The following is a 24,027-nucleotide window of genomic DNA, read 5'->3' on the forward strand; positions in this document are numbered from 1 at the left end:
TCATGATGGACATGGGGATCCTCCGATTACTTTGTTGTTGGCTGGATTCAGAACATTTATAGCTCGTCGGACGGTTCGATGCACGGCCCCCGGGGGACGAAAAAAGGGGCGCCGCTCACGCGACGCCCCTCGATGGTTTCCGGCCGGGCCGGTGGCCCCTGCGGAGATCAGCCCTGTACCGGGCTGGCCTGCATGGCCGGTTCGGCGTGCAGGATGTTGCGCTTGATACGCAGCATGACCTCGATGGTCTTCGCCTGCACCAGCACGAACGGGACCATGAGCAGGTAGTGCGCCCAGGTCGAATGCTCGATCAGGCCGTTGTGCACCAGGCCGACGTGGATGAAGAACATGCCGAAGACGAAGAACGCCACGCCCGGGCAGATCAGCGAGAAGGTGCCCGCGTTGCCCTTGTCGCCCTTGCTGTAGTGGGTGAAGTAGCCCAGCCGGTTCATCACGGCATGGCCGATCAGGCCGAAGAGCACCTGCGCCGAGAGGATCACCGCGCCGAGCATCAGCAGGCCGGTATGGTTGATCGGCTCGTCGAAGCCGTGGTGCAGGCCGTGGGCCAGGCGGATCCAGGTGATGCCCATCAGGGTCAGGATCGGGATGATCAGCCACAGGCTCGGGCTGGCCGCCTCGTTGATGCCCTTGGCCATCATCGCCTGGAAGCCGTGCACCAGCTTGATGATGGCGAGCAGCCCGGCGATGGTCAGGAAGAACAGCGAGGCGAGCAGACCGACCGTGATCATCGCGCGGTTCTCGCTCATGGCGGCCGGCGCGGCGAAGCCCACGGCGATCATCGCCAGGGCGAAGATGGCGATCATCGGTGCCAGACTGTTGTTGGTGGAGAAGTCCACGTTGCCGTTGGTCAGGGTGCGCGCGAAGTAGGTGGTCAGGATCTTGAGCGCGTACAGGCCCACCGCGGCGAAGCCGGTGAGCGCCATCGGGAACAGGAACTCGACGAACGACCACAGGTTGGGCACGAACAGCGCGCCGAGCACGAAGAAGGCATTGATGGTCATCGCCAGGGTCAGCGGGATGGCCATCAGCGAGATCTCGGCGTTGCTGTCGCGCAGCTTGTCATAGGCCTCGGTCTGCCGGAACTGCCGGTACTCGCGAATGTTCCAGAACAGCAGTCGGAAATGCAGGTAGGCGAAGAACAGCACCGCGAGCAGGTCGAGCCCCAGCAGCACCGACTGCAACGAGACCGGGCCGGTCAGGATCGGCCAGAGGTGGTTGAACGTCGGGATGGGGGTGTCCGGGTGGCTGACCAGGAACATCGGGTACATGAAGAACGACACGGCCAGGCCGCCTGCGCCCAGTGCCGCCAGGAAAAACAACGGGTTGTACGACGAATTCAGGTCGCGTTTCAGCATGGTTTCCTCCATTGCCGCGGATTTGCTGATGATCGATTGGTGCTTTTTATATTAGTAAGAACTAATTTTCAAGGGCGGGGATGAATCGCTCCGTGGTCGACGATCGGTCCATGAGCGTTTTATTGGCGTCATGCGGTCGTCCTACACTGGGAGTCGGGGAACTGGCCGCTTGCCGCAAGGAGTGATGAATGAACGAGGCGTTTCCGGAAATCCGGACCATGGAACAGCTGATGGCCGAGGCGAGAGGGCTTCCGCCGGCCCCGGCGGCCATCGTCGGGGCGGGTGCGGAGCATGTGCTGCATGCGGCCATCGCCGCCGAGCAGGCCGGCCTGATCGAGCCGGTGCTCTTTGGCCGGTCGGACCGGATCATCCCGCTGATGGAGGAGTTCGGCGTGGCGTACCCCGTGGTGGACCTGCCCACGCCCGAGGCCACGGCAGGGGCCGCGGTGGATGCGGTGCTCGACGAGCGGGTGCGGCTGCTGGTCAAGGGCGACATCCACAGCGACGTGTTCCTCAGGCCGATCATCCGCCGGTTGCGGCGCGAGACCCGGATCTCGCACGTGTTCCTCGCCGAGCTGCCCAGCTATCACAAGCTGCTGTACATCACCGACGCGGTGATCAACATCGAGCCGGATATCCGCGCCAAGGCCGATATCCTGCAGAACGCCGTCAACCTGACCTGGTGGCTGGGCAATCAGCGTACGCGGGTCGCCGCGCTGTCGGCCATCGAGACGGTCAACCCGGCGATTCCGTCCACCCTGGACGCCGCCTGCCTGGCCAAGATGAGTGAACGTGGCCAGATCGCGCATGCGCAGGTGGATGGCCCGCTGGCCTTCGACAGCGCCATCTCGGCCGAGTCCGCGCGACTCAAGGGCATCACCAGTCCGGTCGCCGGGCATGCCGACGTGCTGTTGGTTCCCGATCTCGTCTCAGGCAATATTCTCTACAAGGATCTCGAGTACCTGGCCGGGGCCGATTTTGCCGGGGTGGTCGTCGGGGCCTGCGTGCCGGTGGTGCTGACCTCGCGCAGCGACCCCGAGTTCTCGCGGATGGCCTCCCTGGCCCTTGCCCGGGTAGCGGAACATCGCCAGCAGACCCTGGACCCGTTGTCGCCCGAGGAGGCGGTGGCCGCCGACCACCGGGCCGGCTAGAGGCTGCCGGACGCTTTTCGAGCCAGACCCAATCTTTCAAGGAAACCAGCCATGCCATTGCACGAGCTTGCCGGACAGCTCCCTCCCCGCGACTACCTCGTCGACGTGCCGAGACTCATCTCCGCCTACTACCAGGCGGAGCCCGACCCCGAGGATCCGGCGCAGCGGATCGGGTTCGGCACCTCGGGGCATCGCGGTTCGAGCCTGAACGCGTCGTTCAACGAGGCCCACATCGCCGCGGTGACCGCCGCGCTGGTCGAGTATCGCCAGGCCGAGGGCATCACCGGGCCGATCCTGGTCGGGATCGACACCCACGCGCTGGCCTGGCCGGCTTTCATGACGACCGTCGAGGTCCTGGCGGGCGCCGGTGTGCCGTTCCGCTACCAGGAAGGCTACGGCCCGACACCGACGCCGGTGATCTCGCGGGCCATCATCACCGCCAACCGCGGGGCGGGCGGCGCGCCCTGCGACGGGATCATCCTCACGCCCTCGCACAACCCGCCGTCCGACGGGGGCTTCAAGTACAACCCGCCCCATGGCGGCCCGGCCGACACGGACGCGACCGGCTGGATCGAACGCCGCGCGAACGAACTGCTGGGCGACTGGCAGTCGATCCGGCGCATGCCTTTCGAGCGCGCGCTGAAAAGCGACGCGGCCGAGGCCGTGGACTTCGTCCGCCCCTACGTCGAAACGCTCGACCAGGTGATCGACATGCAGGCCATCGCCGGGGCCGGGGTGTCCATCGGCGTCGACCCGATGGGCGGCGCCGGGCTGCCGTACTGGGAGCCGATCGCCGAGCACTACGGGCTGGACCTCACCGTGGTAAACGATCGCATCGAGCCGGATTTCCGCTTCATCACGCTCGACCACGACGGCAAGATCCGCATGGACTGTTCCTCGCCGCACGCGATGGCCGGGCTGCTGGAGATCAAGGACCGCTTCGACGTCGCCTTCGGCAACGACACCGACGCCGACCGGCACGGGATCGTCAGCCCGGACGGCGGCCTGATCAACCCCAACCACTACCTGTCGGTCTCCATCGACTACCTGTTCGGCCAGCGCAAGCAGTGGGGCGAGGGCCTGAAGGTGGGCAAGACCATCGTGTCGAGCTCGATGATCGACCGCGTGGCCCGCGGACTGGGTCGCGAGGTCTTTGAAACCCCGGTGGGGATCAAGTGGTTCCAGCCCGGGCTGACCGACGGCTGGCTGGGGTTCGGTGGCGAGGAGTCCGCCGGTGCGACCTTCCTCGCCCGCGACGGGCAGGTCTGGAACACCGACAAGGACGGCATCACGATGGGACTGCTGGCCGCCGAGATCCTCGCGGTGACCGGCGAGGATGTCTGGGCGCGCTTCAACCGCCTGATCGACCGGTACGGCCAGCCCTTCTACGCGCGCCGCGACGCGGCCATGACCGCCGAGCAGAAGTCGCGGTTCAAGGGGCTGGATGCCGACTCGCTGTCGATCGACCGTCTGGCGGGCGAGGCGGTGACCGGCATCCGTACGCGCGCGCCGGGCAACGACGCACCCATCGGCGGGTTGAAGGTGGAGACGGCCAACGGCTGGTTCGCCGCGCGCCCGTCGGGCACCGAGCCGATCTACAAGATCTACGCCGAGAGCTTTCATGACGGCACGCACCTCGAGGAGATCCTCTCCGAGGCCCAGGAGCTGGTCGGCGGGGCGCTTGGGGACTGAGCCGGACGGGCATGGACTCCCGCGGCGCAAACCGCTATCATGCCGCCTTTCACGCGCCCGTAGCTCAGCTGGATAGAGTGTCGGCCTCCGAAGCCGAAGGTCACAGGTTCGAATCCTGTCGGGCGCACCAGACAGTCGCGTGACGCGCGCAAGAACAACGCCCCCGCGAGCCTCGGCTCCGGGGGCGTTGTCGTCGTGGCCCCGGAGGCCAGGGATCTCAGTCCCGGTCGATCTGTCGGGTCCGCTCCAGGTAGTCGGTCAGCTCGGCGATCGGCATCGGTCGGGCGAAGAAGTAGCCCTGCAGGATGTCGCAGCCGTAGCGGGTCAGGATCTCGCGCTGGGTGTCGGTCTCGATCCCTTCGGCCACCACCCTCAGGCCGAGGTGGTGGGCCATGGAGATGACGCCCTGGACGATGGCCGCGTCATCGTCGCTGGTCTCGACGTGCTGCACGAAGCTGCGATCGATCTTGATCGTGTCGATGGGCAGGTTCTTGAGGTAGCTCAGGCTGGAAAAGCCGGTACCGAAGTCGTCGATGGACACGCTGATCCTGCTGTCACGCAGCTCCTTGAGCACCTCGATGGCCGATTCGGTGTCGTTCATCAGGATGCCCTCGGTCAGTTCCAGTTCCAGCCGCGCGGCGGGGAGTCCGGTCCGGGCGAGGGTGCGGCGGATGGTGTCGAGGAAGTTGGGGCGGTTGAACTGGACCGGCGAGAGATTGATGGCCATGCGGGCGTCCGCCAGCCCGAGATTGCAGAGGTTGACCATGTCACGGGCCGCCCGGTCGAGCACCCATTCGCTCAGGGGGATGATCTGCCCGGTTTCCTCGGCCAGCGGGATGAACGTCGCCGGCGAGACGTGGCCGTGCTTCGGGTGGTGCCAGCGCAGCAGGGCCTCCAGCCCGACGATGCGCTGGTCATCACTGTGGACCAGCGGCTGGTAGTGGACCTCGAAATCCTCGTGCTCGATGGCCTCCTGCAGATCGTTGCGCAGTCCGACGCGGTGCAGCAGCTGGGAGTTGATCTCCCCGGTGAACAGCTGACAGGTATTGTGCCCCTGCTGCTTGGCGCGGTACATGGCCATGTCGGCCTGCTGGATCAGGCTCAGCGGGTTCTCCGTGTCGGACTCGCTCACGGCGATGCCGATGCTGGCGCTGAGATACAGCTCGTGGTCCTCGAGCCGGTAGGGGCGGGCGATCACCGGGAGCAGGCGCTCGGCGACATCGAAGGTATCCGCCTCGCTGTGGATATCGGTCAGCAGGACAACGAACTCGTCGCCGCCGAAGCGGGCCAGCGTGTCTTCCTCGCGCACCTGGTCGGCCAGTCGCTTGGCCACTTCCATCAGGATGCGATCCCCGACGGCGTGACCGAGGCTGTCGTTGATCGGCTTGAACTCGTCGAGGTCGATGAACAGCACGCCCACGCGGGTGCCGCGTCGCCGGCTGAGCTTGACCATGTGCTCGAGACGGTCTTCGAACAGCGCCCGGTTGGCCAGCCCGGTCAGGTTGTCGTGGGTGGCGTTGAATGCCAGCTGCTTCTCGTAGGATTTCTGCTCGCTGACGTCGTTCTGCAGGCCGACGTAGTGGGTGATCTCGCCGTTATCGTCCTCGACCGGGGCGATGTGCAGTTCGTTCCAGAACAGGCTGCCGTCCTTGCGCCGGTTGCGCAGCAGCACCTGCACGGGCCGGCGTTCGGCGATGCCGCGGCGGATCTCCTCGAGGCTTTCCGGGTCGGTTTCTTCGTCCTGGAGAAAGCGGCAGTTGCGCCCGAGGACCTCGTCGGGTGCGTAACCCGTGATCCGAGAGAAGGCCGCGTTGGTGTAGACGATGGGCAGTCCCGGGTCGAGGGCGTCGACGATTACCACCCCGTGCATGCTCGCCTCGACGCTGCGTTCGAGTATCCGCAGCCGGTTTTCCTGGCGCTTGCGGATGGTGATGTCCTTGGCGATGGCATAGATGCCCGTGATGCTGCCGTTGATCACGATCGGGAGATAGGTGACGTCCAGTTCATGCCGGCTGCCGTCGGCGTGGGTCACTGCCAGTTCGGTGCGCTGGCTCCGTCCGCGCCCGGTCCGTTGCACGGCCTCGGCGACCCGCTGGCGGTCCTCCGTGTCGACGAGCTCGACGAACGTCCGCCCGACCAGGTCCTCCGCTGACCGGGCGAGAATGGTCTGGGTGGCGTGGTTGTAGTCGCCCAGGCGCCCGTCGAGGTCGAGCGAGAAGACCGCGTCCGGGTTGTAGCGGAACAGCGAGCGGAACCGCTGCTCGTTCTCTTCCAGCGCTTCCCGGTCGCAGTTCCGTTCGATCGCCAGGGAGACCAGGTCGGCGGTCCGGGCGATCTGCCGGCCGTGCGAGGCCCGCGGTAGGCCAGGCGTGTCCCGGTAGGTGGCGAAGGCACCGAGCACCTCGTTGGCCGAGGAAAGCAGCGGATAGGCCCAGCAGGCACGCAGGCCGCTGTCCAGTGCCACGTTTCTCAGGGGCTCCCAGTGCGGGTCGGTGGTGATGTCCTCGGTGAAGACCGGCTCGCCCAGGTGGACCGCTCGACAGCAGGCGCAGCGGTTCGGCGCGATGGGCACGGAGTCGATCGCCTCGCGGAAGGGTGCTGGCAGTCTCGGCGCCGCGGCCAGTGACAGTGTCCGGCGCTCCCCGTCGGCGAGCAGGATCGCGCAGCGGTATTCCGGCGCCAGGTCCTCGATCAGCTGGCAGACGCGGTCGAGCGTGTCGTCCAGCGACTCCCCGTGCAGGATCATCGACTGGATCTGTTGCTGGGCCTCCAGTTCGTTGCGGATCCTCATCAGTCGCCGGGCCTGATGGAGGCGGCTGCAGCCGATCGCCAGCAGCAGCGCGATCAGGGCGGTGGCCGCCAGGCCGATCAAGGCGACCGCCGATGGCAGGAGCCCGGCGACCGGCGATTCCTGGCCCTGCTCGAGGTAGGCGGTCGCGTGCAGGGTCGGGCCGTAAGGCAGGGCCAGGTCCCGCTCGGCGAGCACGGCCAGGTGGTCGTGGCGGTCCGGATCGCTATAGAGATCGAGGACGGTCTGTCCGTCGTCGAGCAGGTGGGCCGACAGCACCGTTGCGTTGAGCCGGACGGGTGCCTGCAGCATCCGCCCGAGGTCCAGTGTCGCCAGCAGCCATCTCGGCGGGTCGCCTTCGCCGGACAGTGGCAGTTTCACCATCGCCGTGACATCGCCGGGCCCGGGGGCGTCGTGCAGCAGGCGAAGGCGCGGGGCTGTCGAGCCTGTCGCCAGCCATTCCCGCACCGGCTCGCTCGCGAGCGCCTCGACGCGGATATCCGCCGCTGCCGGGGAACGGTCAACTTCCAGCCGCGAATCCAGTCCCTGGTCGATCCAGGCCAGGCCGTGGATCTCCGGGAAGTCCCGCAGGTAGCTGTGGGCATCGCGCAGCCGGGCTTCTTCCGCTTCGAGCCAGCCATTATCGTCGGACCAGCGTTCGGCCAGTCGTTGCAGTACGTCGACCCGGTCGGAGATGGTCTGGTGCGCGATGGCCTCGATCCGGTCGAGCTGTGACGCGCCCATCCGCTGCAGGTTGCTGTCATGTCGCAGCGAGAGGTGATGCCAGGCCAGCGCGCTGAGCAGCGAACCGACCACCGCGGCGATGATCGCCCGCTGGCCGAGCGGGCGCAGGTCGCCGTCTTCCTGACGTGCCGCGACGATCAGGGCAACGCCGAACAGCAGGGCGAAGAGGATTCCCGTCCAGGTGGCGCTGGACTGGAATGACAGCCAGGGCGCCTGGCCGAAGCTGACCCAGACGGCCGAGAAGGCGCCCAGCAGCACCATCAGCCAGCCGACCCACGGCCAGGGCCGCCGGGCGCGGCGCGTGCCGCCGGGGATCAGCAGGCAGATGGCGACGGCCAGCAGGAGAAGGGAGATGTCGCAGGACAGACCGTCGGCGCTGGTGAGCAGCGTGGAAACCGCCACTACCTCGACCCCGGCGAAATTCCGCCACAGGCCGTGGAGTGCCAGTGCCAGCAGCAGCCCGCCGCCAAGGTACTGCAGGACGCGCCAGCGCTGCAGGTGTGCGGCCAGACCCAGAGCGGCGAGCAGCGCGGCTGCGGCGTTGATGGGGGGCAGGGGCGGCCCCAGCGGTCCTTGCTCGTCGACGACGAGGGGGACGGACAGGCCCACGGCGCCAATGGCGGCGCAGGCGGCGATCACCATCAGCAGGTAGGTTCTTGCGGCGAAGGGCGTGTCTGGCGGCATCATTGGGGGGGTGTCCGTTCCCTGGTTTGTCTGCTGGAGTGTTCGACCACGCCAATCGGCGAGGGCGGTGGCGGCCAATCAATCTTTTCTGCCGGCCCATTCACGGTGGACTGTCGGTCGCGTCCACCGCTGAGGTCCGTCTAGAACCAGCGTCTCGTTCGTGAAAGGTACTCCCGGTAACCCTCCCCGAACAGCCGGGTCAGGGCCCGCTCCTCGGCGCGGACCTGGAACCGGTCGATGAACAGGACGAACAGTGCCACGACCGCGATCCCCAGCCAGTTGCCGAACCAGAACACCATGCCGAGGAGGATCACGCTGTCGCCCAGATAGATCGGGTTGCGGGAGAAGCGGAATATGCCGCTGGTCACCAGGTGCCTGGCGTGGTCGGGCCAGATCGGGTTGATGGTGGTGTGCGCCCGCTGCAGTGCCCGGGCCGCGGCCAGCATCAGCCCCAGCCCGGCGACGAACAGCAGTCCCGCGATCCACGCGTCTCCCGGCAGGTCGACGTTCGTCGCCGGCAGGTGGATCGACAGGGCATAGATCAGCGCGATGCCGATCAGCAGTGCCACGGGTGGCGGGATCAGCATGTTGATGCGTGTATTCATCGGGCGGCAGGGATGGGGTGACTGGCATGAAGTGCACTCATGGGCCTCGAGTGTAACGCAGGCCGATGGCCGGTTCTCGATACCGTCGTCGTATTGGCCTAAGGTTGGGCGGTGAGAGCTGCGAACGACCCCGGGGCAGGGCGTCGGCCCCGGAAGGAAGAAGTCGTCCGCCGCTCGTGCCTGCCGGCGCGTCCGCCCGGCAGGATTCGACGCGAATCCAGCACCTGCCGGCGTGCCGCGGCGGCACCCCGGGGGTGCGATGACCGGAGTCGTGCCGCGCCTTTGCCAGCGAGCACAGCCCCGGGCAGGTCGTTCTTCACGTGATTTAATGAGGGCTGCGGGATGTTGTCGAGGATCAAGAGTCGTTCGGTGCTGCTGACCGGGCAGGATGGTGAGCAGAAGCGCGAGCAGGTGCGTGCCTATTTCCACCGCACCATGGATGTCTACGAGAAGCTGTTCGAGGTGATCACGGATGACCGGGCGTTCTACGAGCGTCCCGAGCCGCTGCGCCATCCGCTGATCTTCTATTTCGGTCACACGGCGACCTTCTACATCAACAAGCTGGTCACCGCGAAGGCGACCACCCGCATCGATCCACAGCTCGAGGGCATGTTCGCCATCGGGGTCGACGAGATGAGCTGGGACGATCTCAACGATGCGCACTACGACTGGCCGACGGTCGACCGCGTGCGTGACTATCGCCGCGCCGTGCGCGAGCGGGTCGACCAGCTGATCTCGGAGATCGACTGGACGCCGCCGGTGCGCTGGGACGACCACCCGGCCTGGGCGGTCTTCATGGGCATCGAGCACGAGCGGATCCACCTGGAGACCTCCTCGGTACTGATCCGGCAGCTGGAGACCCGCTGGGTGCGCCCGCACGACGACTGGCCGGTCTGCGAGGCGGCCGAGGCCGACGCGGCCGCCTCGCCCATGAACGAACTGGTGGACGTGCCCGGCGGCACGGTGATCCAGGGCAAGCGCCATGACGCCCCGCTGTACGGCTGGGACAACGAGTACGGCCGGCTGGAGACGACCGTCAAGCCGTTCCGCGCCAGCCGCATGCAGGTCTCCAACGCCGAGTTCCTCGGCTTCGTCGAGGCCGGTGGCTACCAGACGCCGGAATGGTGGACCGAGGAAGGCCGGCGTTGGCTGGAATACCGGCAGGCGCGCCACCCGGTCTTCTGGGTGCCGGACGGCGACACCTGGCGTTACCGCGCCATGACCCAGGAGATCGACATGCCCTGGGACTGGCCGGTGGACGTCAACTACCTCGAGGCCAAGGCCTTCTGCAACTGGCTCTCGGAGCGCACGGCCAAGTCGATCCGCCTGCCCACCGAGCCGGAGTACGAGCGCCTGCGCGATGTGGCCGGGGTGCCGGACGAGCCCGACTGGGGCGAGCGCGCTCCGGGCAACATCAACCTCGAGTACTGGGCTTCGGCCTGCCCGGTCAATCGCTTCGCGCACGGCGAGTTCTTCGACGTGATCGGCAACGTCTGGCAGTGGACCGAGACGCCCATCGACGCCTTCGAGGGCTTCGAGCCGCACCCGATCTACGACGACTTCTCCGTGCCGACCTTCGACAACCAGCACAACCTGATCAAGGGCGGCTCGTTCATCTCCACCGGCAACGAGGCCACGCGTGATGCGCGCTACGCGTTCCGTCGGCACTTCTTCCAGCACGCCGGCTTTCGCTACGTCGAGGGCGAGCCGGTCCGCCCGCCGGCCAGCAAGGAATCGGGCTACTACGAGACCGACGCGTTGCTCGCCCAGTACTGCGACTTCCACTACGGGCGCTCGTACTTCGGCGTGCCCAACTTCCCGCGGGCGCTGGCCGAGTACGCGCTGCGGCAGATGGAAGGACGCCATCGCGGGGCGGCGCTGGACATCGGCTGCGCCACCGGCCGGGCGACCTTCGAGCTCGCGCCGCACTTCGAGACGGTCACCGGGCTGGACTTCTCGGCGCGCTTCATCCAGGTCGCCCAGGCGATGCTCGACGACGGCCAGATCGCCTACGCGCTGCCCACCGAGGGCGAGCTGACCGAGGACCGTGCCGTATCGCTCGATGCGCTCGGTCTCGCGCCGCGCGACAACATCGACTTCTGGCAGCAGGATGCCTGCAACATGAAGCCGCACTTCACCGGCTACGACCTCGTGCTGGCCGGCAACCTGATCGACCGGCTCTACGACCCAGGCAAGTTCCTCGACGACATCGCCGGGCGCATCAACGCCGGCGGCCTGCTGGTGCTGGCCTCGCCGTACACCTGGCAGGAAGAGTCCACGCCGCGCGAGCGTTGGCTGGGGGGCTACGTCGACGAGGGCGGTCGTCCCGTGGGTACGCTCGACACGCTCATCAAGCGCCTCGAGCCGAACTTCGAGCTGGTGGGCGAGCCGGCGGACATTCCGTTCGTCATCCGCGAGACGGCACGCAAGTACCAGCACAGCGTCAGCCAGGTGACCGTCTGGGCGCGACGATGACGGCCACCGACTTCCATCGGCTGGCCCAGTACCCCGGCTCGGGCTGCGAGAAGTACGACCGTCGCGCCGAGATCTTCGGCCGCGAGGACGTGCTGCCGCTGTGGGTGGCGGACATGGACTTCCCGGCGCCGGATTTCATCACCGAGGCCCTGCGGGAACGGCTGGCCGACGGCGCCTTCGGCTACGCCAAGCCCGGCGCGGGGCATTTCCGGGCCATCGCCGACTGGCTCTGCGACCAGCACGGCTGGCACGTCTGCCCCGACCAGATCGTGCCGGTGCCGGGGGTGGTGCCGGCCATGGCCATGGCGATCCGGGCCTTCACCTCCGCTAACGCCCGGGTGATCATCCAGCCGCCGGTGTACTTTCCCTTCTTCCAGGTGGTGCGCGACCAGGGGCGGGTGCTTCGGGAGAACCCGCTGGTCGAGCGGGACGGGCGCTACGAGATGGACTTCGTGGGGCTGGAGGCGCTGGCGCAGGATGCCGAGATGCTGCTGCTCTGCAACCCGCACAACCCCGGGGGGCGGGCCTGGTCGATCGAGGAGCTCGAACAGCTCGCCCTCGTCTGTGCCCGTCACGAGGTGATAGTGGTGAGCGACGAGATCCACATGGACCTGACCTACCCGGGCGTGGCCCACACGCCATTCGCCCACGCCGCCGCTCATGGCGGGCTGCGCTGGATGACCGTCTCCGCCCCCGGCAAGACCTTCAATACCGCGGGTATCGGTGGCGGCTTTGCCGTGGTGGTCGACCCGGAGGACCGGGCGCGGTTCGACCGCGAGCGCCGCGGCATGCACCTCGGGGAGGGATCGGTGTTCGGCCTGGTGGCCATGAAGGCGGCCTACACGCAGGGGGCGGAGTGGCCGGGCGAACTGATGGCGCACATCGCGATCAACCGCGACCGCGTGATCTCGGCGGTGGCCGACCTGCCAATCGAGCCGATGACGCCGGAGGCCACCTACCTTTTGTGGCTGGACTGCCGCGCCATGGGGCTGTCGGATGCAGAGGCCGATCCGGGGGACGTCGCGCTGCAGCGATTCTTCATCGACGAGGCCGGCCTCGGCCTGAGCCAGGGGATCATCTTCGGCGAGCCCGGCAGGGGCTTCATGCGTATCAACCTCGCCACCCCGACGAAGCTCATCGACCAGGCGATGCAGCAACTGCGCCGGGCCCTTGGCCGGGACTGAGCGTCACGGCGTGATGCCGCCCGGGCGGACTTTCGTTTCGCGGCGCGCGTGCGGGGTCGGCTGCTTCCGCACCTGCCGGCGACGGTGGCGTCAACCGCGCAGGCGGGCGTCGAGGTGATCCACCGCTTCGGCCCAGTCGGCGTCATCCGCCAGGGATTCGGTCAGGAATCGTTTCTGGCTTTCGTTCCAGAACGGCGCGTCGGCCAGGGCGATGTCGCTGGGCAGGGGCTGGTGGCGCTCGATGAACGCCTCGATGGCCGCCTCGCTCGAGTCGAGTCCCAGTTGATCGAACAGTTCGCTCAGGGGGTGGAACGGTGGCTGCATGCAGGTCTCTCCAGACAGGTTGCCGTTGGGTTTTCCTTGTTGTCTTTCCGGATTCTAGCTGGTTTTCAGTCCCGGAACCCGGACGTCTATACTCGCCCTGTTTGCCCGTGGAGAAATGCTCGTGTGGGATGACTATTTCCTGTTCCTTCTCAAGTCGCTGACGTCGGTCGTGGCCGTGGTCTTCGTGGCCGCGGCCGTGATCGGCCTGATCGCCCAGGCGCGCCAGTCGCAGGGCGCCGAGGGCGGCCCCAAGCCGCTGCGCGTCCGTCGGCTCAACACCGAGATCGACAAGCGCACCCGGCAGCTCAAGGAGGCACTGGAGCAATCCGAGGAGGGCGTGAAGAGCCGGCTGCGCCGATTGTTCAAGCGCCGGGGCAAGGCCTCTGCCGGAGACGGCTCGGAAAAGCCGGACTCGAAGGGGGCGGACGCCGGCCGGACCGGCGAGGCCGGCGAAACGGGGCAGCCGCCGCGCACGTTCGTCCTGCGATTTACCGGCGACATCCGCGCCTCGGCGGTCGATGCCCTGCGCGAGGAGGTGAGCGCGGTGCTGCGTGTCGCCCGGCCAGGCGAGGACCGCGTGCTGCTCGTGCTCGACAGCCCCGGCGGGATCGTGCCGGGCTACGGCTTGGCGGCGGCGCAGCTGGCCCGCCTGCGCACCGCGGGCATCGAACTGGTGGCCGTGGTCGACCGGGTGGCGGCCAGCGGCGGGTACATGATGGCCGCCGTGGCCAACCGCATCGTCGCCGCGCCGTTCGCCATCGTCGGCTCGATCGGGGTGGTCGCCCAGATCCCGAACATCCACCGCCTGCTCAAGCGCAACGACATCGACGTCGAGCTGCACACCGCCGGCCAGTACAAGCGCACCCTGACCCTGCTGGGCGAGAACACCGAGGCCGGGCGCGAGAAATTCCGCGAGGAACTGGAGCAGACCCACGAGCTGTTCAAGCAGTTCCTCAACCGCTTCCGCCCGCAACTCGACCTGGACAAGCTGGCCACCGGCGAGCACTGGCTGGGCGAGGATGCGCTGAAACTGGGGCTGATCGACGACATCGCCACCAGCGACGACCTGATCCTGGAGGCGGTGGAGCAGGGCGACGCCTTCGAGATCGTGCAACCGGTCAGGAAGCACGGCCTGCTGGCCCGCCTGAACGCCTCGCTCCAGTCGGCACTGAGCGAATGGCGCCAGCCGCTCTGAACGGAGGCGGTCACTCGGAGGGCGGGTCGGGGCGGACGTTCGCCTGTCGGTGATACAGCGCCAGTACCTGGGCGTAGGTACCGCTCACGTTGCGGGCGAAGCTGTCGATGGCGTGCCGACGGGCCGTGGTCTCGGCCTGATCGCTCATGGCATCGCGCAGCTCGTCGTCCTCTAGCAGCTGCCTGGCTGCCTCGACCCACGGCCTGATGTCCTCGGCGGTCTTGAAGCCGTTGAATTCGTTTCTGACCACGTCGTCGATGCCGCTCGAGCGCACGGCGACGACCGGCAGGCCCGCGGCCATCGCCTCGAGGATGACCATCCCCTGGGTCTCGGACTTCGAGGCGAAGACGAACAGGTCCCCCAGCTGGTAGTAGTGGGCGATCGTCTCCGGCGCAACGGGGCCCACCAGGGTCACGACCGGTTCCAGTCCCAGTGAGTCGATACGTGCCTGCAGACGCTCGTGCTCGTCGCCCTCGCCGATGATCAGGCAGCGGAAGGGTCGGTCGCTGTGCTTCCGCAACTCGTCGATCGCCGAGACCAGGAAGTCGATGTTCTTCTCCTTGCTCAGGCGCGAGACGCTCACCAGCACCCGCTCGTCGTCGCCGATGGCGTGTTTCTCGCGCAGGCGGGCCACCGCCTCGGGTGCCGGTTGGCGGATGCGGTCGAAGTCGATGCCGGTGGGATGGACGTAGATGGGCGAGGTCACGCCGATCACACGCAGGTATTCCTCGGCCGACTCGGTCGGCACGATCACCCCGTCGCAGCGATTGGCGAACCGCCGGATGGCCGTGTGCGCGATCAGGTTGCGAAACAGCGGCCCCGGCAGCGGCACGAAGTGCGAGTAGTGCTCCAGCCGGGTGTGATAGGTGAACACCGTGGGCACCTTCAGCCGCCGGGCATGCCACTGCGCGACCCGCCCCAGCCAGAACGGATGATGGATGTGGATCAGGTCCGGCTCGAAGCCCTTCAGGCCATGCCGGATGGCGGGTGACAGCGGGTTGGCCAGACGGAAGTCCTGCAGCGGGCCGATGCCCCGGCAGGCGGGCACTCGCACCACGTTCCCGTCCCGTTCGTCCTGGTCCGGGTAGCTCGGCGCGATGATCATCACGCGGTGGGCGAGCTGTTCCAGTCCGCGGCGCAGGCGGTCGATGGAAATGGGAACGCCGCCGATGAAGGGCAGGTAGTTGTTGGTCACCATGGCGATCGCCAGCGGTCGGTCGCGCCAGGGCGTGGTGTCCAGGTCGTATTGCCGGTAGTAGTCGCGCTCGACGAAGATCGCGCCGTAGAGCTTGATCGCCAGCAGGATCAGCAGGCCGAGGACCAGCAGGAAGTTGAGGTGCCCTACGTAGAACAGCGAGTGGATGAAGAACCACAGGCTTTCCAGCGTCTTGAAGAACTGGTGCTGGCCGATGTCGAGTCGTTCGACCTCGATCGCCACCTCGTCCTGGTCCACCCGGACGTCGACGTAGTGGTAGAAGCTGGTGTCGTCGTTGAGCACCAGCCCGCCCGCCCCGCCGGTGACCACGTAGGTCACCCCGTCGCGCTCCTGCCGGTCGAACAGGTGCAGGTTGCTGGAGAAGACCGCGTCCACGCCGTGCTGCCGGAACAGGTCGTGGAGGCGGTCCCGGAACCCGGTATCGGCCAGGTACTGCCTCTCCGAGTCGATCGGGCTCGTGTGCTCGGTCCGGTACATCGGATGGCCGATGAAGACGAAGCGGTGCGCGGGGAACGGGTCGCGCAGCTGCTGCTCGAGCCAGTGGATCTGGAACGGGTAGGTGTCCGGGTTGGTGCTGTCGAGGAAGAGGAACTGGCTGTTCCCGGCCACCAGGCCGTAGAAGAAGGGGCCGAAGTGCTCGTAGAAGTTGAACGAGCCGAAGGCGCCGGCTTCCTTCTGTCCAGCGGTGAGCAGGTAGGGCATCTCCAGGTGCGAGAGGGTGCGGTGGAGTGCCCGGTACTTGTCCTCGCCGGCACCGCTGACGGCGTTGCCCGCCGAGACGACGAAATCCGGTCCGGCCCGGTTGAGCATCGGGACCATCTTGTGCTCGAACAACCCGACGGAATTGTTGATGTTGCCGACCACGGCGAAGTGCAGGCCATCGCCGTCGGCCTGTGCCTGGAGGCGGTCGATCTGCTCGGCATGGGCGGCATGGTGGCCCTGCTCGTAGATCGACAGGTACAGCCGGTAGCCGACCAGCAGCAGGATGGCGGCCAGTGTCAGGTAGAACGCCAGCTTGAGACGGCGGGGGGTGAGATGTCGTGCCAGGCGGGTCATGCAGACCTCAGGAGCCGTTCGGGTGCCGGGTGGCGGTCAGCTCGCGCTGGGTGACGAACAGGCCGATCAGCATGCCCAGGTAGATCGTCAGCGCCCGCCAGGCCACGGTTACCAGCACCAGGTGCGAGGCGGTGACCACGTCCCGGAAGAAGTGGCCGAACACCCCCTCGGCGATTCCTGCGGCGCCTGGGGTGGGCGAGAAGTACATCACGAAGGTCGTCATCACCATCCGTCCGATCACCACCCAGTAGTCGAAACCATAGCCCAGTGCCCAGAAAAGGAGCACGGGAAAGGAGAACAGGGTCAGCAGGAAGATCGCCGTGAAGACGAATGAGGCGGCGATGTTGCCCCAGTGTCCCTGGAAGTAGCGCACGAAGCCGTGGGCGAACTGCTGGATATCCAGTACCAGCCGGTAGCGCCAGCGGCGATGGCGGCGGGCGCTGATCAGGTGCAGCCGGCGCAACAGCTTCAGCAGTCCCAGCATCGGGCGGAGCAGCCAGTTGGCCCGCAGCACGAGCACGCTGAAAAAGCCGAGGTAGAGAATCACGCTGACAATGAGGGTGGCCACCAGCGAATTGCTGCGGGCGGCATCCTCGGCACCGGGCAGCGTCAGCAGCAGGACCGGCGTGGCCCCGAAGATGAACAGCACCGCCAGGGCGGTGCGGATGGTGGTTGCCGTCAGGCCGATGCCGATGGGTACGCCGCGCCGGCGCATGAACCAGACCTGGGCCACGCCGCCGCCGGTGGCCAGGGGGGTGATGTTCGAGACGAAGATGTTGAGGAACACCAGCCGGGCGATCGCCGACAGCGGTACCGACTGGCCCAGGGCTCGCAGGGTGAACCACAATCGCAGCCCGTCGGCGGCGAAGTAGACCAGCAGCAAAGCGAGGCTGCCGAGGATCAGTTGCGGCGAGAGCAGGCGGGGATCCCACTCGATCTCCCGGCCGGCGACCTGGGAGTACACCGCCCAGATCCCGAGCAGGCTCAGCCCGATGAACAGCAGGGCGAACCACAGCAGCCGACGGCCCCGGAAGGTCGGCTCGTTCTGGATCTCGAAGCGCTCGGGTTGGCGACTGGGGCTGGTCATGCGGTGTATTGCCCGGTGCCGATGGGCCAGGTGGCGGCCTCTTGGAGCAGTTTGCCCCGATGAGAGGACACAGAAAAACCCGCACGAGGCGGGTCGTCTGCTTTCCTTTTTGGAGGCTGGACCCGGAGTCGAACCGGGGTAAACGGATTTGCAATCCGGTGCATAGCCACTCTGCCATCCAGCCGAAATCTGGAGCGGGAAACCGGATTCGAACCGGCGACCCCAACCTTGGCAAGGTTGTGCTCTACCAGCTGAGCTATTCCCGCGTCAGGGGGCGCAATTTTCTGCATGTTCCGCCCCCTTGTCAAGTGATGGTCGCCGCTTGCCGTGCCGGCCCGCCATGGAGCGTCCGTCAGCGGTGCCGCAGCCGGGCCAGGAGCCACCGCTGCAGCATGCGGTTGTGTGATTGGCGCGCACGATTACACTCGGTCATGTCGGCCTGGAGGCAGGTGGCCGGGTGTCGCGGATCGTGCAGCTCGGCCGAGCGGGCGTCGAGATAGACCCGCACCCGCAGCACCACCGGCTGGCCGCGGGAATCGAGCACGGCGTGATCGGTGAAGGACAGCTCCAGGGTGAATCGGCCCCGCTCGGAGACACGGGCGGTGACCTGGAACTCCAGCGCGAACTCGTCGCCCACGTCCAGCCTGCGCAGGTCGCCAAGGAGACGGCGAATCAGGATATAGTTCTGTTCATACAGATCCATCAACTGATCGAATGGATCGTGTTCGACGAAGCGAGGGATACCGGTGTTGACGTTCATGCCCGCCAGTTTATGGACGACCGCGAGGCTTGTCACCAGAAACAGTCACCGGGCAGGTGTGTTCCTGCCCGCCTGCCTTCTGGCATTTCTCACGTCGGTGCTTGCCGGTGCCGCCGAGGCCGATGTCTACAAGTACCGTGACGCGAACGGGGTCACCCACCTGACCAACGTGCCCGCGGACTCCGCGGACGAGCCTTACCGGCTGTGGCGCAAGAGCGAAGCCACCAAGCCCAAGGCCTGGCAGGACGGCTACCGCGTTCTCCCGAAGCTCGATCGGGAGAGCTATGCCGAGCAGGTGTCGCGCTTTGCCGATCTCTACGAGGTCGACCCGGCCCTTGTCCGGGCGGTGATCCACGCGGAAAGTGCCTTTCGGCCCGACGCCGTCTCGCCCAAGGGGGCCAGCGGCCTGATGCAGCTCATGCCGGCGACCGCCGAACGCTTCGACGTGGCCGACCGCTTCGACCCGGACCAGAACATCGCCGGTGGGGTGGCCTACCTGGCCCTGCTGCTCGACATGTTCGACGGGAACCTGGAACTGGCGGTGGCCGCCTACAATGCCGGCGAGAACGCCGTCACGCGCCATGACGGCATCCCGCCCTACCAGGAGACCCGCACCTACGTGAAGCGGGTGATGCAGTTGCAGGCGGCCTATGACGGCAGTGGTTGAACGAGGCCTGCCGGGAGGTGCGGGATGATCCGCGACGGCGAGTCCGGCGACGAGTCGCTTCGCTCCCGTTTCGAGTCGTTCGTGGACGGGCAGTCGGCACTCGTGCTGGCGGTCGACGATCCGGATGGCGCGCCCCCGGTGATCGGCACGCTGCCGTTCCTGCGCCACGGCGAGGCGTTTTTCGTGCTCGCCAGCGAGCTGGCACCTCACACCGCCGCCATGCGCCGGGCCGGGGTGGCGAGTGTCGCCCTGATGGCCGACCAGGCCGATACCCGAAATCCCTTTGCCCGCGAGCGTGCCCAGTGGCAGGTGACGGTCGGCGAGATCGAGCGGGGCACGGCGACCTTCGAGACGGTCACCGCCGGCCTTCGCGAGCGCCACGGCCAGACGGTGGACCTGCTCTGCGGGCTGGCCGACTTTCACCTCTTTGCGCTCGAACCGGGCGAGGGCCGCTACGTCAACGGCTTCGGCCGTGCCTACCGCCTGTCCGGCTTCTCCATCGGCATCCAGCTTCGCGGCTGACCCCGGGGGAGGCTCAGCGGCGCAGCAGCTCCGCTGCCTCGTCGATCACCGTCACGTCGCCCGGTCGTTTCGCTGCCTGCTCGCTCAGGTGCCGGCGCCAGGCCCGTGCCCCGGGCCGTCCCTGGAAAAGGGTCAGCAGGGGCTTGATCAGGGTCGGCAGTCGCACGCCCTCGGCGACCCGACCGGCGGCGTAGTCCCGGTAGCGACGCAGGGCCTCCGCCCGGTCCGTTGTTTCCCTTTCCCCGAACAGTGCCGCGTCGATGCCGGCGAGCATGCCCACGTCCTGGTAGGCGGCGCGACCGACCATCACCCCGTCGAGGTCCTCGAGGACAGCCTGCATGCTCGGGATGTCGGCTAGCCCGCCGTTGAGCACGACCGTCAGCTCGGGCCGCTCGGCCTTGATCCGCCGGGCGAACTCGGGACGCAGGGGCGGCACCTCGCGGTTCTGCTTCGGCGACAGGCCGGACAGCCAGGCCTTGCGCGCGTGGACGATGAACACCTCGCAGCCTCCGCGGTCGGCGACGATGTCGACGAATTCACGGAATTCTTCGTAGGTTTCCTGGTGATCGATGCCGATCCGGTTCTTGACCGTCACCGGGACGTTCACCGCTTCCCGCATGGCCGCCACGCAGTCGGCCACCCGTTCCGGGGTGGCCATCAGGCAGGCGCCGAAGGCCCCGTTCTGTACCCGGTCGCTCGGGCAGCCGACGTTGAGATTGATCTCGTCGTAGCCCCACTCGGCCCCGATGCGGGCGGCCTCGGCCAGCGCCGCCGGGTCCGAGCCTCCCAGTTGCAGGGCGACCGGGTGCTCGGCGGGGTCGAAGCGCAGGTGCCGCTCGACGTCGCCGTGCAGCAGCGCCCCGGTGGTCACCATCTCGGTGTAGAGCCGCGCGTGGCGGCTGAGCTGCCGGGCGAGAAACCGGTAGTGCCGGTCGGTCCAGTCGAGCATCGGGGCAATGCAGAAGCGCCAGGGGTTGGTTCGAGCGGGCATGGCTGTCGGGGCGTGTTCGTGAAGGGGCGGCATTGTAGTCGAGGCCGCCCGTCAGGGCAGCAGGCCCTTGACGATGGCGGTGATCCCGGCGACCGCGGCGATCCCGAGGATCACGGGGCGCAGCGCGGCGAAGGGCACGCGGTTGACCAGGTGACCGGAGGCGTAGAAGCCCACCAGCATGCCCGGGAGAATGGCGGCGAACAGCTGCCATTCGCGCGTGCCGATGAAGCCGGAGAAGAACAGGGCCACCGCGCTGGCAGAACTGGCGAACAGGAAGAAGGCCGACAGGTTGGCCCGCACCAGCGGCCCCTTCTCGTTCTGGTAGATCAGGGCGATCGGCGGGCCACCCACGGCCGTGATGGTTCCCATGTAGCCGGAGGCCGCCCCGGCGACCACGCTGTTGCGGGCCGACAGGCGGGGGCGCAGTCCGGCCACGCTCAGGATGACCGCCAGGAGAATCAGGGTGCCGAACACCAGGTCGAAGCCGCGCGTGGTCAGCACGGCGAGGGTGGCCACGGCGAGGATCGTGCCGACGATGTCGCCGCCGATGGCGAAGCGCACCTGGCGGAAGGCCAGCGCCGCCCGGCTGCGCCACAGGATCAGCAGCGTGAGCAGAACGGCGTTGAGGATCAGCGGACCGGGAAGGAAAAGCGGACTGATCAGGAACAGCAACGGGGCGGATAGCGTGCCGATCCCGTAGCCGGCGAGCCCCTGGAGGAAGGCCCCGGCGAAGACGGCCAGGTTGGCCAGCAGGATCTGCCAGAGGGTGATGTCGCTCAAGCGGGACCTCGTGGAAAACCGGTGAAGGGCCCGGAATGCCGTTCGGCCCGACGGGGCCGGAGGCGGCCCGGGTCAGGAGCGCGAGCCGGTGCGTATCCGCGGCCAGGCGGCGGCGATCCGTCGCCAGAAGCTCGGCCGGGTGTCGGTCAGGTCGCGGCAGGTTTCGCACTGCCCGGCACGCGGGCGGCGGGTGGTCAGGGGCTCGATGCGCATCGGCGACGGACCGCGCCCCGGAACCCAGGCGGAGAGCGGCTCCTCGTGGATCATGACGTCGGCCCCGGGGAAGGTGCGCAGAAGCTTCGCCTCGACCTCGTCGCCGACCTGGTGGGCCCGGTTGAGGTCGATGTGATTGTCCAGGTACAGGTAGAGCTGGATGATCATGGTCCGCCCCGCCAAGCGGGTGCGGATCTGGTCGACGGCATGCACGGACGGATGCGAGGTGGCGATCTGGGCCACCCGCGTCTCGGTACCGTCGAGCACCTCGCGGTCCATGAGGTGGTCGAGTGCCTCGCGTCCGACCTTCCAGGCGCTGTAGAGGACGAAGCCACCCACCGCCGCGCCGAAGACCGGGTCGAGCCAGTTCAGGCCGTAGCCGGCGAGGATCAGTACCGCGATGGTCGAGGCGTTGACCAGGAAGTCCATGCTGTAGTGCGCGGCATCGGCCTTGATCGCCGGCGAACGGGTCTTGATGATCACGTAGCGCTGGAAGGTGATCAGCGCGAGTGTGGCGACCATCGAGAAGATCATCACCGCCACGCCCCACTCGACCGCGTCGATCTCCTGCGGGCGGATCACCCGGTTGAGGGCCTCGACCATGAGGAACACGCCGGAGCCCGCGATGAAGGTCGCCTGGGCCAGCGCGGCCAGCGGCTCGGCCTTGCCGTGCCCGTAGCGGTGATCCTCGTCGGGCGGCTGGAGCGCGATGCGCACCGCCACCAGGGTCACCAGCGAGGCCAGCAGGTCCATGGTCGAATCGATCAGCGACGCGAGCATGCTCACCGAGTTGGTGGTGATCGTCGCCGCGAGCTTGAGCGCGATCAGCGCCACGGCCAGCGTCACCGAAGCGGTGGTGACCATGCGCAACAGGTTGGCGTGTGGAATCGGCATGAGCTGTGTTCGATTGCTGCCCGCTGTCGAGTGTTGTCGCCTGCCGCGATCGCCTCGCGCCAGGGGCCTGTCTTTCATCACACGCGCGGCGGCGCGCCGGGAAAGTTAGATGAGGCTAATAGAGAACCGGAGTAGTCCTATTTTAATCCACCCGGCCGGGAACTGCCAGCCCCTCGTGCACGGCATGATTCTCCGACGCCTTCCCGGCTTGGGGCGCGGACGGGAGTCGTCTACCATCAGCCGATACCCGCGCCCCGGAGAAGGATGCCCGTCGATGGCCAACGAAGACCGCCCCAAGTCTCCCTCCAGCTGCCCGGTGATGCGCATCGGCATCACCGGGCTGTCGGGAGCGGGCAAGTCGACCCTGATCACGGCGATCATCAATCACCTGGAGAATGCGCGCCGCGGGGCATTGGACGGCCAGCCGGGGCTGAGGGCCGTTCGCCACGGGCGCTGGCAGCGCGAATACGAGCGGGCCTTCGACTACGACCACGCCCTGACGGCGCTGACGGCCGAGCCGCCGAGCTGGCCCGAGTCCACGCGCGACTGGTCCATCGCCCGGGTCACCCTCGACTACGAACGTCGCTGGTACTCGCTGCGCCCGCGCCGCCGCTGCCTGGAGCTGTTCGACTATCCCGGCGAATGGCTGCTGGACCTGATGCTGCTCGACTGGGGGTTCGACGAGTACACGCGCCACTGGGTCGACTGGCTGTCGCGCAGTCCGCGTCGCGAGATCTCCCCGGGGCTGCTCGACGAGCTGAACGCCATCGACCCGGCCGAGCCGGTCGACGAGGCTCGGCTGCGGGCACTGACCGCGCGCTGGTCGATGATGCTTGCCGACAGCCGCCTGCCGCCGCAGCGGCTGGCCCGCAACCTGCCCGGGCGGTGGTTGATGCCCGGGGGTGACTATGACCCCGAGGCCATGCCGTTCCTCCCGCTGCCGGCGACGCTGCATGCCTCGGGGGAGGACTTTCCGGACGGTTCCTGGGGCCAGGTCTGCCGGGCCAACTTCGAGTACTACCGGGAGAAGATCGCGCGCCCCTTCTTCGAGTCGCATTTCGGTCGGCTGGACGCCCAGGTGATCCTCGTCGACCTGCTCGGTGCGCTGCGCAGCGGTCGCCCGGCGCTGGCGGACATGCGCGCCGCGCTGGAGGCGATCCTCGAGCCGTTCCGCTACCGCAGCGACGGCTGGCTTTCGAACCTGTTCCGCCGCCGTATCCGCCGCGTGGCGATCGTCGCCACCCAGATCGACCACCTGCTGCCCGCCGACCAGGCGCGGCTGACCCGGCTGCTGGACAGCTACCTGTTCGAATTGACCCAGCAGCTGGCCGGCAAGGACATCGAGCTGAGACTGTTCGCCGTCTCGGCGGTCACCGCCGCCCAGCCGCGCGAGGATACGCGTGGCCGACCGATGCTGGTGGGCGTGGAGAAGAGCAGCCGGCAGAAGATTGCCTTCACTCCGCCGTCGATACCCGAGCAGATGCCGCACGATCTCAACCTCGCCATCGACGACCTGCCCACGCTCGCCCCGCCGGCGGGGCTGGACCGGGCGCGGACCTTCCCGGGGCGGCGCGTGGACGCGCTGCTCGATTTCCTGATCGGCGAGCACTGAAGGGAGAGTAC

Annotated in this window: 18 protein-coding genes and 3 tRNA genes; 9 read left to right on the forward strand and 12 right to left on the reverse strand. The window is 67.6% G+C overall.

The window, feature by feature from the left end; genetic code table 11:
- Positions 1-167: 167 nt before the first annotated feature.
- Positions 168-1,376, reverse strand: a complete 1,209-nt coding sequence (locus tag ACLFMY_RS03920) for a TsoY family (seleno)protein (RefSeq protein WP_410763255.1) — start codon at positions 1,374-1,376, stop codon at positions 168-170.
- A gap of 188 nt (positions 1,377-1,564) precedes the next feature.
- On the opposite strand from ACLFMY_RS03920, the gene ACLFMY_RS03925 reads away from it, so the two are divergent.
- The 3 genes from ACLFMY_RS03925 (at position 1,565) to ACLFMY_RS03935 (ending at position 4,349) form a co-directional block, all read left to right on the forward strand.
- Positions 1,565-2,527 carry a bifunctional enoyl-CoA hydratase/phosphate acetyltransferase gene (locus ACLFMY_RS03925; RefSeq protein ID WP_410763256.1) on the forward strand — a complete coding sequence of 321 codons (963 nt, stop codon included), beginning with the start codon at positions 1,565-1,567 and terminating at the stop codon, positions 2,525-2,527.
- 51 nt (positions 2,528-2,578) lie between these two features.
- Positions 2,579-4,219, forward strand: coding sequence for a phosphoglucomutase (alpha-D-glucose-1,6-bisphosphate-dependent) (gene pgm, locus ACLFMY_RS03930; protein ID WP_410763257.1), 1,641 nt, complete (start codon positions 2,579-2,581; stop codon positions 4,217-4,219).
- Between the two features lie 53 nt (positions 4,220-4,272).
- Positions 4,273-4,349, forward strand: a tRNA-Arg gene (locus ACLFMY_RS03935).
- Between the two features lie 87 nt (positions 4,350-4,436).
- On the opposite strand, the gene ACLFMY_RS03940 is transcribed toward ACLFMY_RS03935, so the two are convergent.
- Positions 4,437-8,438, reverse strand: coding sequence for an EAL domain-containing protein (locus ACLFMY_RS03940; protein WP_410763258.1), 4,002 nt, complete (start codon positions 8,436-8,438; stop codon positions 4,437-4,439).
- Between the two features lie 137 nt (positions 8,439-8,575).
- Positions 8,576-9,040 carry a methyltransferase family protein gene (locus tag ACLFMY_RS03945; RefSeq protein ID WP_410763259.1) on the reverse strand — a complete coding sequence of 155 codons (465 nt, stop codon included), beginning with the start codon at positions 9,038-9,040 and terminating at the stop codon, positions 8,576-8,578.
- A 342-nt stretch (positions 9,041-9,382) separates the two neighbouring features.
- Here ACLFMY_RS03945 and ovoA point away from each other — a divergent pair, with 342 nt between their 5' ends.
- A complete protein-coding gene (gene ovoA, locus ACLFMY_RS03950) occupies positions 9,383-11,515 on the forward strand; it encodes a 5-histidylcysteine sulfoxide synthase (protein WP_410763260.1) in 2,133 nt (710 codons plus the stop codon).
- Entirely contained in the window at positions 11,512-12,699 is a 1,188-nt protein-coding gene (locus tag ACLFMY_RS03955) for a MalY/PatB family protein (protein ID WP_410763261.1), read from the forward strand. The genes ovoA and ACLFMY_RS03955 overlap by 4 nt, the downstream gene beginning before the upstream one ends.
- A 90-nt stretch (positions 12,700-12,789) precedes the next feature.
- On the opposite strand, the gene ACLFMY_RS03960 is transcribed toward ACLFMY_RS03955, so the two are convergent.
- Positions 12,790-13,023, reverse strand: coding sequence for a DUF2789 domain-containing protein (locus tag ACLFMY_RS03960; protein WP_410763262.1), 234 nt, complete (start codon positions 13,021-13,023; stop codon positions 12,790-12,792).
- A gap of 115 nt (positions 13,024-13,138) precedes the next feature.
- Between ACLFMY_RS03960 and sohB the strand changes: the two genes are divergently transcribed.
- Positions 13,139-14,218, forward strand: a complete 1,080-nt coding sequence (gene sohB, locus ACLFMY_RS03965) for a protease SohB (RefSeq protein WP_410763263.1) — start codon at positions 13,139-13,141, stop codon at positions 14,216-14,218.
- A 10-nt stretch (positions 14,219-14,228) separates the two neighbouring features.
- On the opposite strand, the gene ACLFMY_RS03970 is transcribed toward sohB, so the two are convergent.
- The 5 genes from ACLFMY_RS03970 to ACLFMY_RS03990 all read right to left on the reverse strand — a co-directional run bounded on the left by ACLFMY_RS03970 (position 14,229) and on the right by ACLFMY_RS03990 (position 18,373).
- On the reverse strand, positions 14,229-16,490 hold the full coding sequence (locus ACLFMY_RS03970) for a glycosyltransferase (RefSeq protein WP_410763264.1): 2,262 nt from the start codon (positions 16,488-16,490) through the stop codon (positions 14,229-14,231).
- Between the two features lie 7 nt (positions 16,491-16,497).
- A complete protein-coding gene (locus ACLFMY_RS03975; protein WP_410763265.1) occupies positions 16,498-17,577 on the reverse strand; it encodes a lysylphosphatidylglycerol synthase transmembrane domain-containing protein in 1,080 nt (359 codons plus the stop codon).
- 110 nt (positions 17,578-17,687) lie between these two features.
- Positions 17,688-17,761, reverse strand: a tRNA-Cys gene (locus ACLFMY_RS03980).
- A 6-nt stretch (positions 17,762-17,767) separates the two neighbouring features.
- Positions 17,768-17,843, reverse strand: a tRNA-Gly gene (locus tag ACLFMY_RS03985).
- 86 nt (positions 17,844-17,929) lie between these two features.
- Entirely contained in the window at positions 17,930-18,373 is a 444-nt protein-coding gene (locus tag ACLFMY_RS03990; protein ID WP_410763266.1) for a DUF1249 domain-containing protein, read from the reverse strand.
- A gap of 61 nt (positions 18,374-18,434) precedes the next feature.
- Here ACLFMY_RS03990 and ACLFMY_RS03995 point away from each other — a divergent pair, with 61 nt between their 5' ends.
- Positions 18,435-19,004, forward strand: coding sequence for a lytic transglycosylase domain-containing protein (locus tag ACLFMY_RS03995; RefSeq protein WP_410763267.1), 570 nt, complete (start codon positions 18,435-18,437; stop codon positions 19,002-19,004).
- A gap of 24 nt (positions 19,005-19,028) precedes the next feature.
- On the forward strand, positions 19,029-19,526 hold the full coding sequence (locus ACLFMY_RS04000) for a hypothetical protein (RefSeq protein ID WP_410763268.1): 498 nt from the start codon (positions 19,029-19,031) through the stop codon (positions 19,524-19,526).
- 13 nt (positions 19,527-19,539) lie between these two features.
- Here ACLFMY_RS04000 and dusA read toward each other — a convergent pair whose 3' ends face one another.
- The 3 genes from dusA to ACLFMY_RS04015 all read right to left on the reverse strand — a co-directional run bounded on the left by dusA (position 19,540) and on the right by ACLFMY_RS04015 (position 22,404).
- A complete protein-coding gene (gene dusA, locus ACLFMY_RS04005) occupies positions 19,540-20,517 on the reverse strand; it encodes a tRNA dihydrouridine(20/20a) synthase DusA (protein ID WP_410763269.1) in 978 nt (325 codons plus the stop codon).
- Between the two features lie 51 nt (positions 20,518-20,568).
- A complete protein-coding gene (locus ACLFMY_RS04010) occupies positions 20,569-21,297 on the reverse strand; it encodes a sulfite exporter TauE/SafE family protein (RefSeq protein WP_410763270.1) in 729 nt (242 codons plus the stop codon).
- A 72-nt stretch (positions 21,298-21,369) separates the two neighbouring features.
- Positions 21,370-22,404: a cation diffusion facilitator family transporter gene (locus ACLFMY_RS04015; protein WP_410763271.1), complete on the reverse strand. Its 1,035-nt coding sequence runs from the start codon at positions 22,402-22,404 to the stop codon at positions 21,370-21,372.
- Between the two features lie 274 nt (positions 22,405-22,678).
- Here ACLFMY_RS04015 and ACLFMY_RS04020 point away from each other — a divergent pair, with 274 nt between their 5' ends.
- A complete protein-coding gene (locus ACLFMY_RS04020; protein ID WP_410763272.1) occupies positions 22,679-24,016 on the forward strand; it encodes a YcjX family protein in 1,338 nt (445 codons plus the stop codon).
- Positions 24,017-24,027: the final 11 nt, after the last annotated feature.

This window comes from Guyparkeria sp. (assembly GCF_046545975.1).
GTDB lineage: Bacteria > Pseudomonadota > Gammaproteobacteria > Halothiobacillales > Halothiobacillaceae > Guyparkeria.

Bases quoted from the DNA above. Each gene is read 5' to 3' on its own strand.
- ACLFMY_RS03920 (WP_410763255.1), bottom strand. From the start codon at position 1,376: ATGCTGAAACGCGACCTGAATTCGTCGTACAACCCGTTGTTTTTCCTG.
- ACLFMY_RS03925 (WP_410763256.1), top strand. From the start codon at position 1,565: ATGAACGAGGCGTTTCCGGAAATCCGGACCATGGAACAGCTGATGGCC.
- pgm (WP_410763257.1), top strand. From the start codon at position 2,579: ATGCCATTGCACGAGCTTGCCGGACAGCTCCCTCCCCGCGACTACCTC.
- ACLFMY_RS03940 (WP_410763258.1), bottom strand. From the start codon at position 8,438: ATGATGCCGCCAGACACGCCCTTCGCCGCAAGAACCTACCTGCTGATG.
- ACLFMY_RS03945 (WP_410763259.1), bottom strand. From the start codon at position 9,040: ATGAATACACGCATCAACATGCTGATCCCGCCACCCGTGGCACTGCTG.
- ovoA (WP_410763260.1), top strand. From the start codon at position 9,383: ATGTTGTCGAGGATCAAGAGTCGTTCGGTGCTGCTGACCGGGCAGGAT.
- ACLFMY_RS03955 (WP_410763261.1), top strand. From the start codon at position 11,512: ATGACGGCCACCGACTTCCATCGGCTGGCCCAGTACCCCGGCTCGGGC.
- ACLFMY_RS03960 (WP_410763262.1), bottom strand. From the start codon at position 13,023: ATGCAGCCACCGTTCCACCCCCTGAGCGAACTGTTCGATCAACTGGGA.
- sohB (WP_410763263.1), top strand. From the start codon at position 13,139: ATGCTCGTGTGGGATGACTATTTCCTGTTCCTTCTCAAGTCGCTGACG.
- ACLFMY_RS03970 (WP_410763264.1), bottom strand. From the start codon at position 16,490: ATGACCCGCCTGGCACGACATCTCACCCCCCGCCGTCTCAAGCTGGCG.
- ACLFMY_RS03975 (WP_410763265.1), bottom strand. From the start codon at position 17,577: ATGACCAGCCCCAGTCGCCAACCCGAGCGCTTCGAGATCCAGAACGAG.
- ACLFMY_RS04000 (WP_410763268.1), top strand. From the start codon at position 19,029: ATGATCCGCGACGGCGAGTCCGGCGACGAGTCGCTTCGCTCCCGTTTC.
- dusA (WP_410763269.1), bottom strand. From the start codon at position 20,517: ATGCCCGCTCGAACCAACCCCTGGCGCTTCTGCATTGCCCCGATGCTC.
- ACLFMY_RS04015 (WP_410763271.1), bottom strand. From the start codon at position 22,404: ATGCCGATTCCACACGCCAACCTGTTGCGCATGGTCACCACCGCTTCG.
- ACLFMY_RS04020 (WP_410763272.1), top strand. From the start codon at position 22,679: ATGGCCAACGAAGACCGCCCCAAGTCTCCCTCCAGCTGCCCGGTGATG.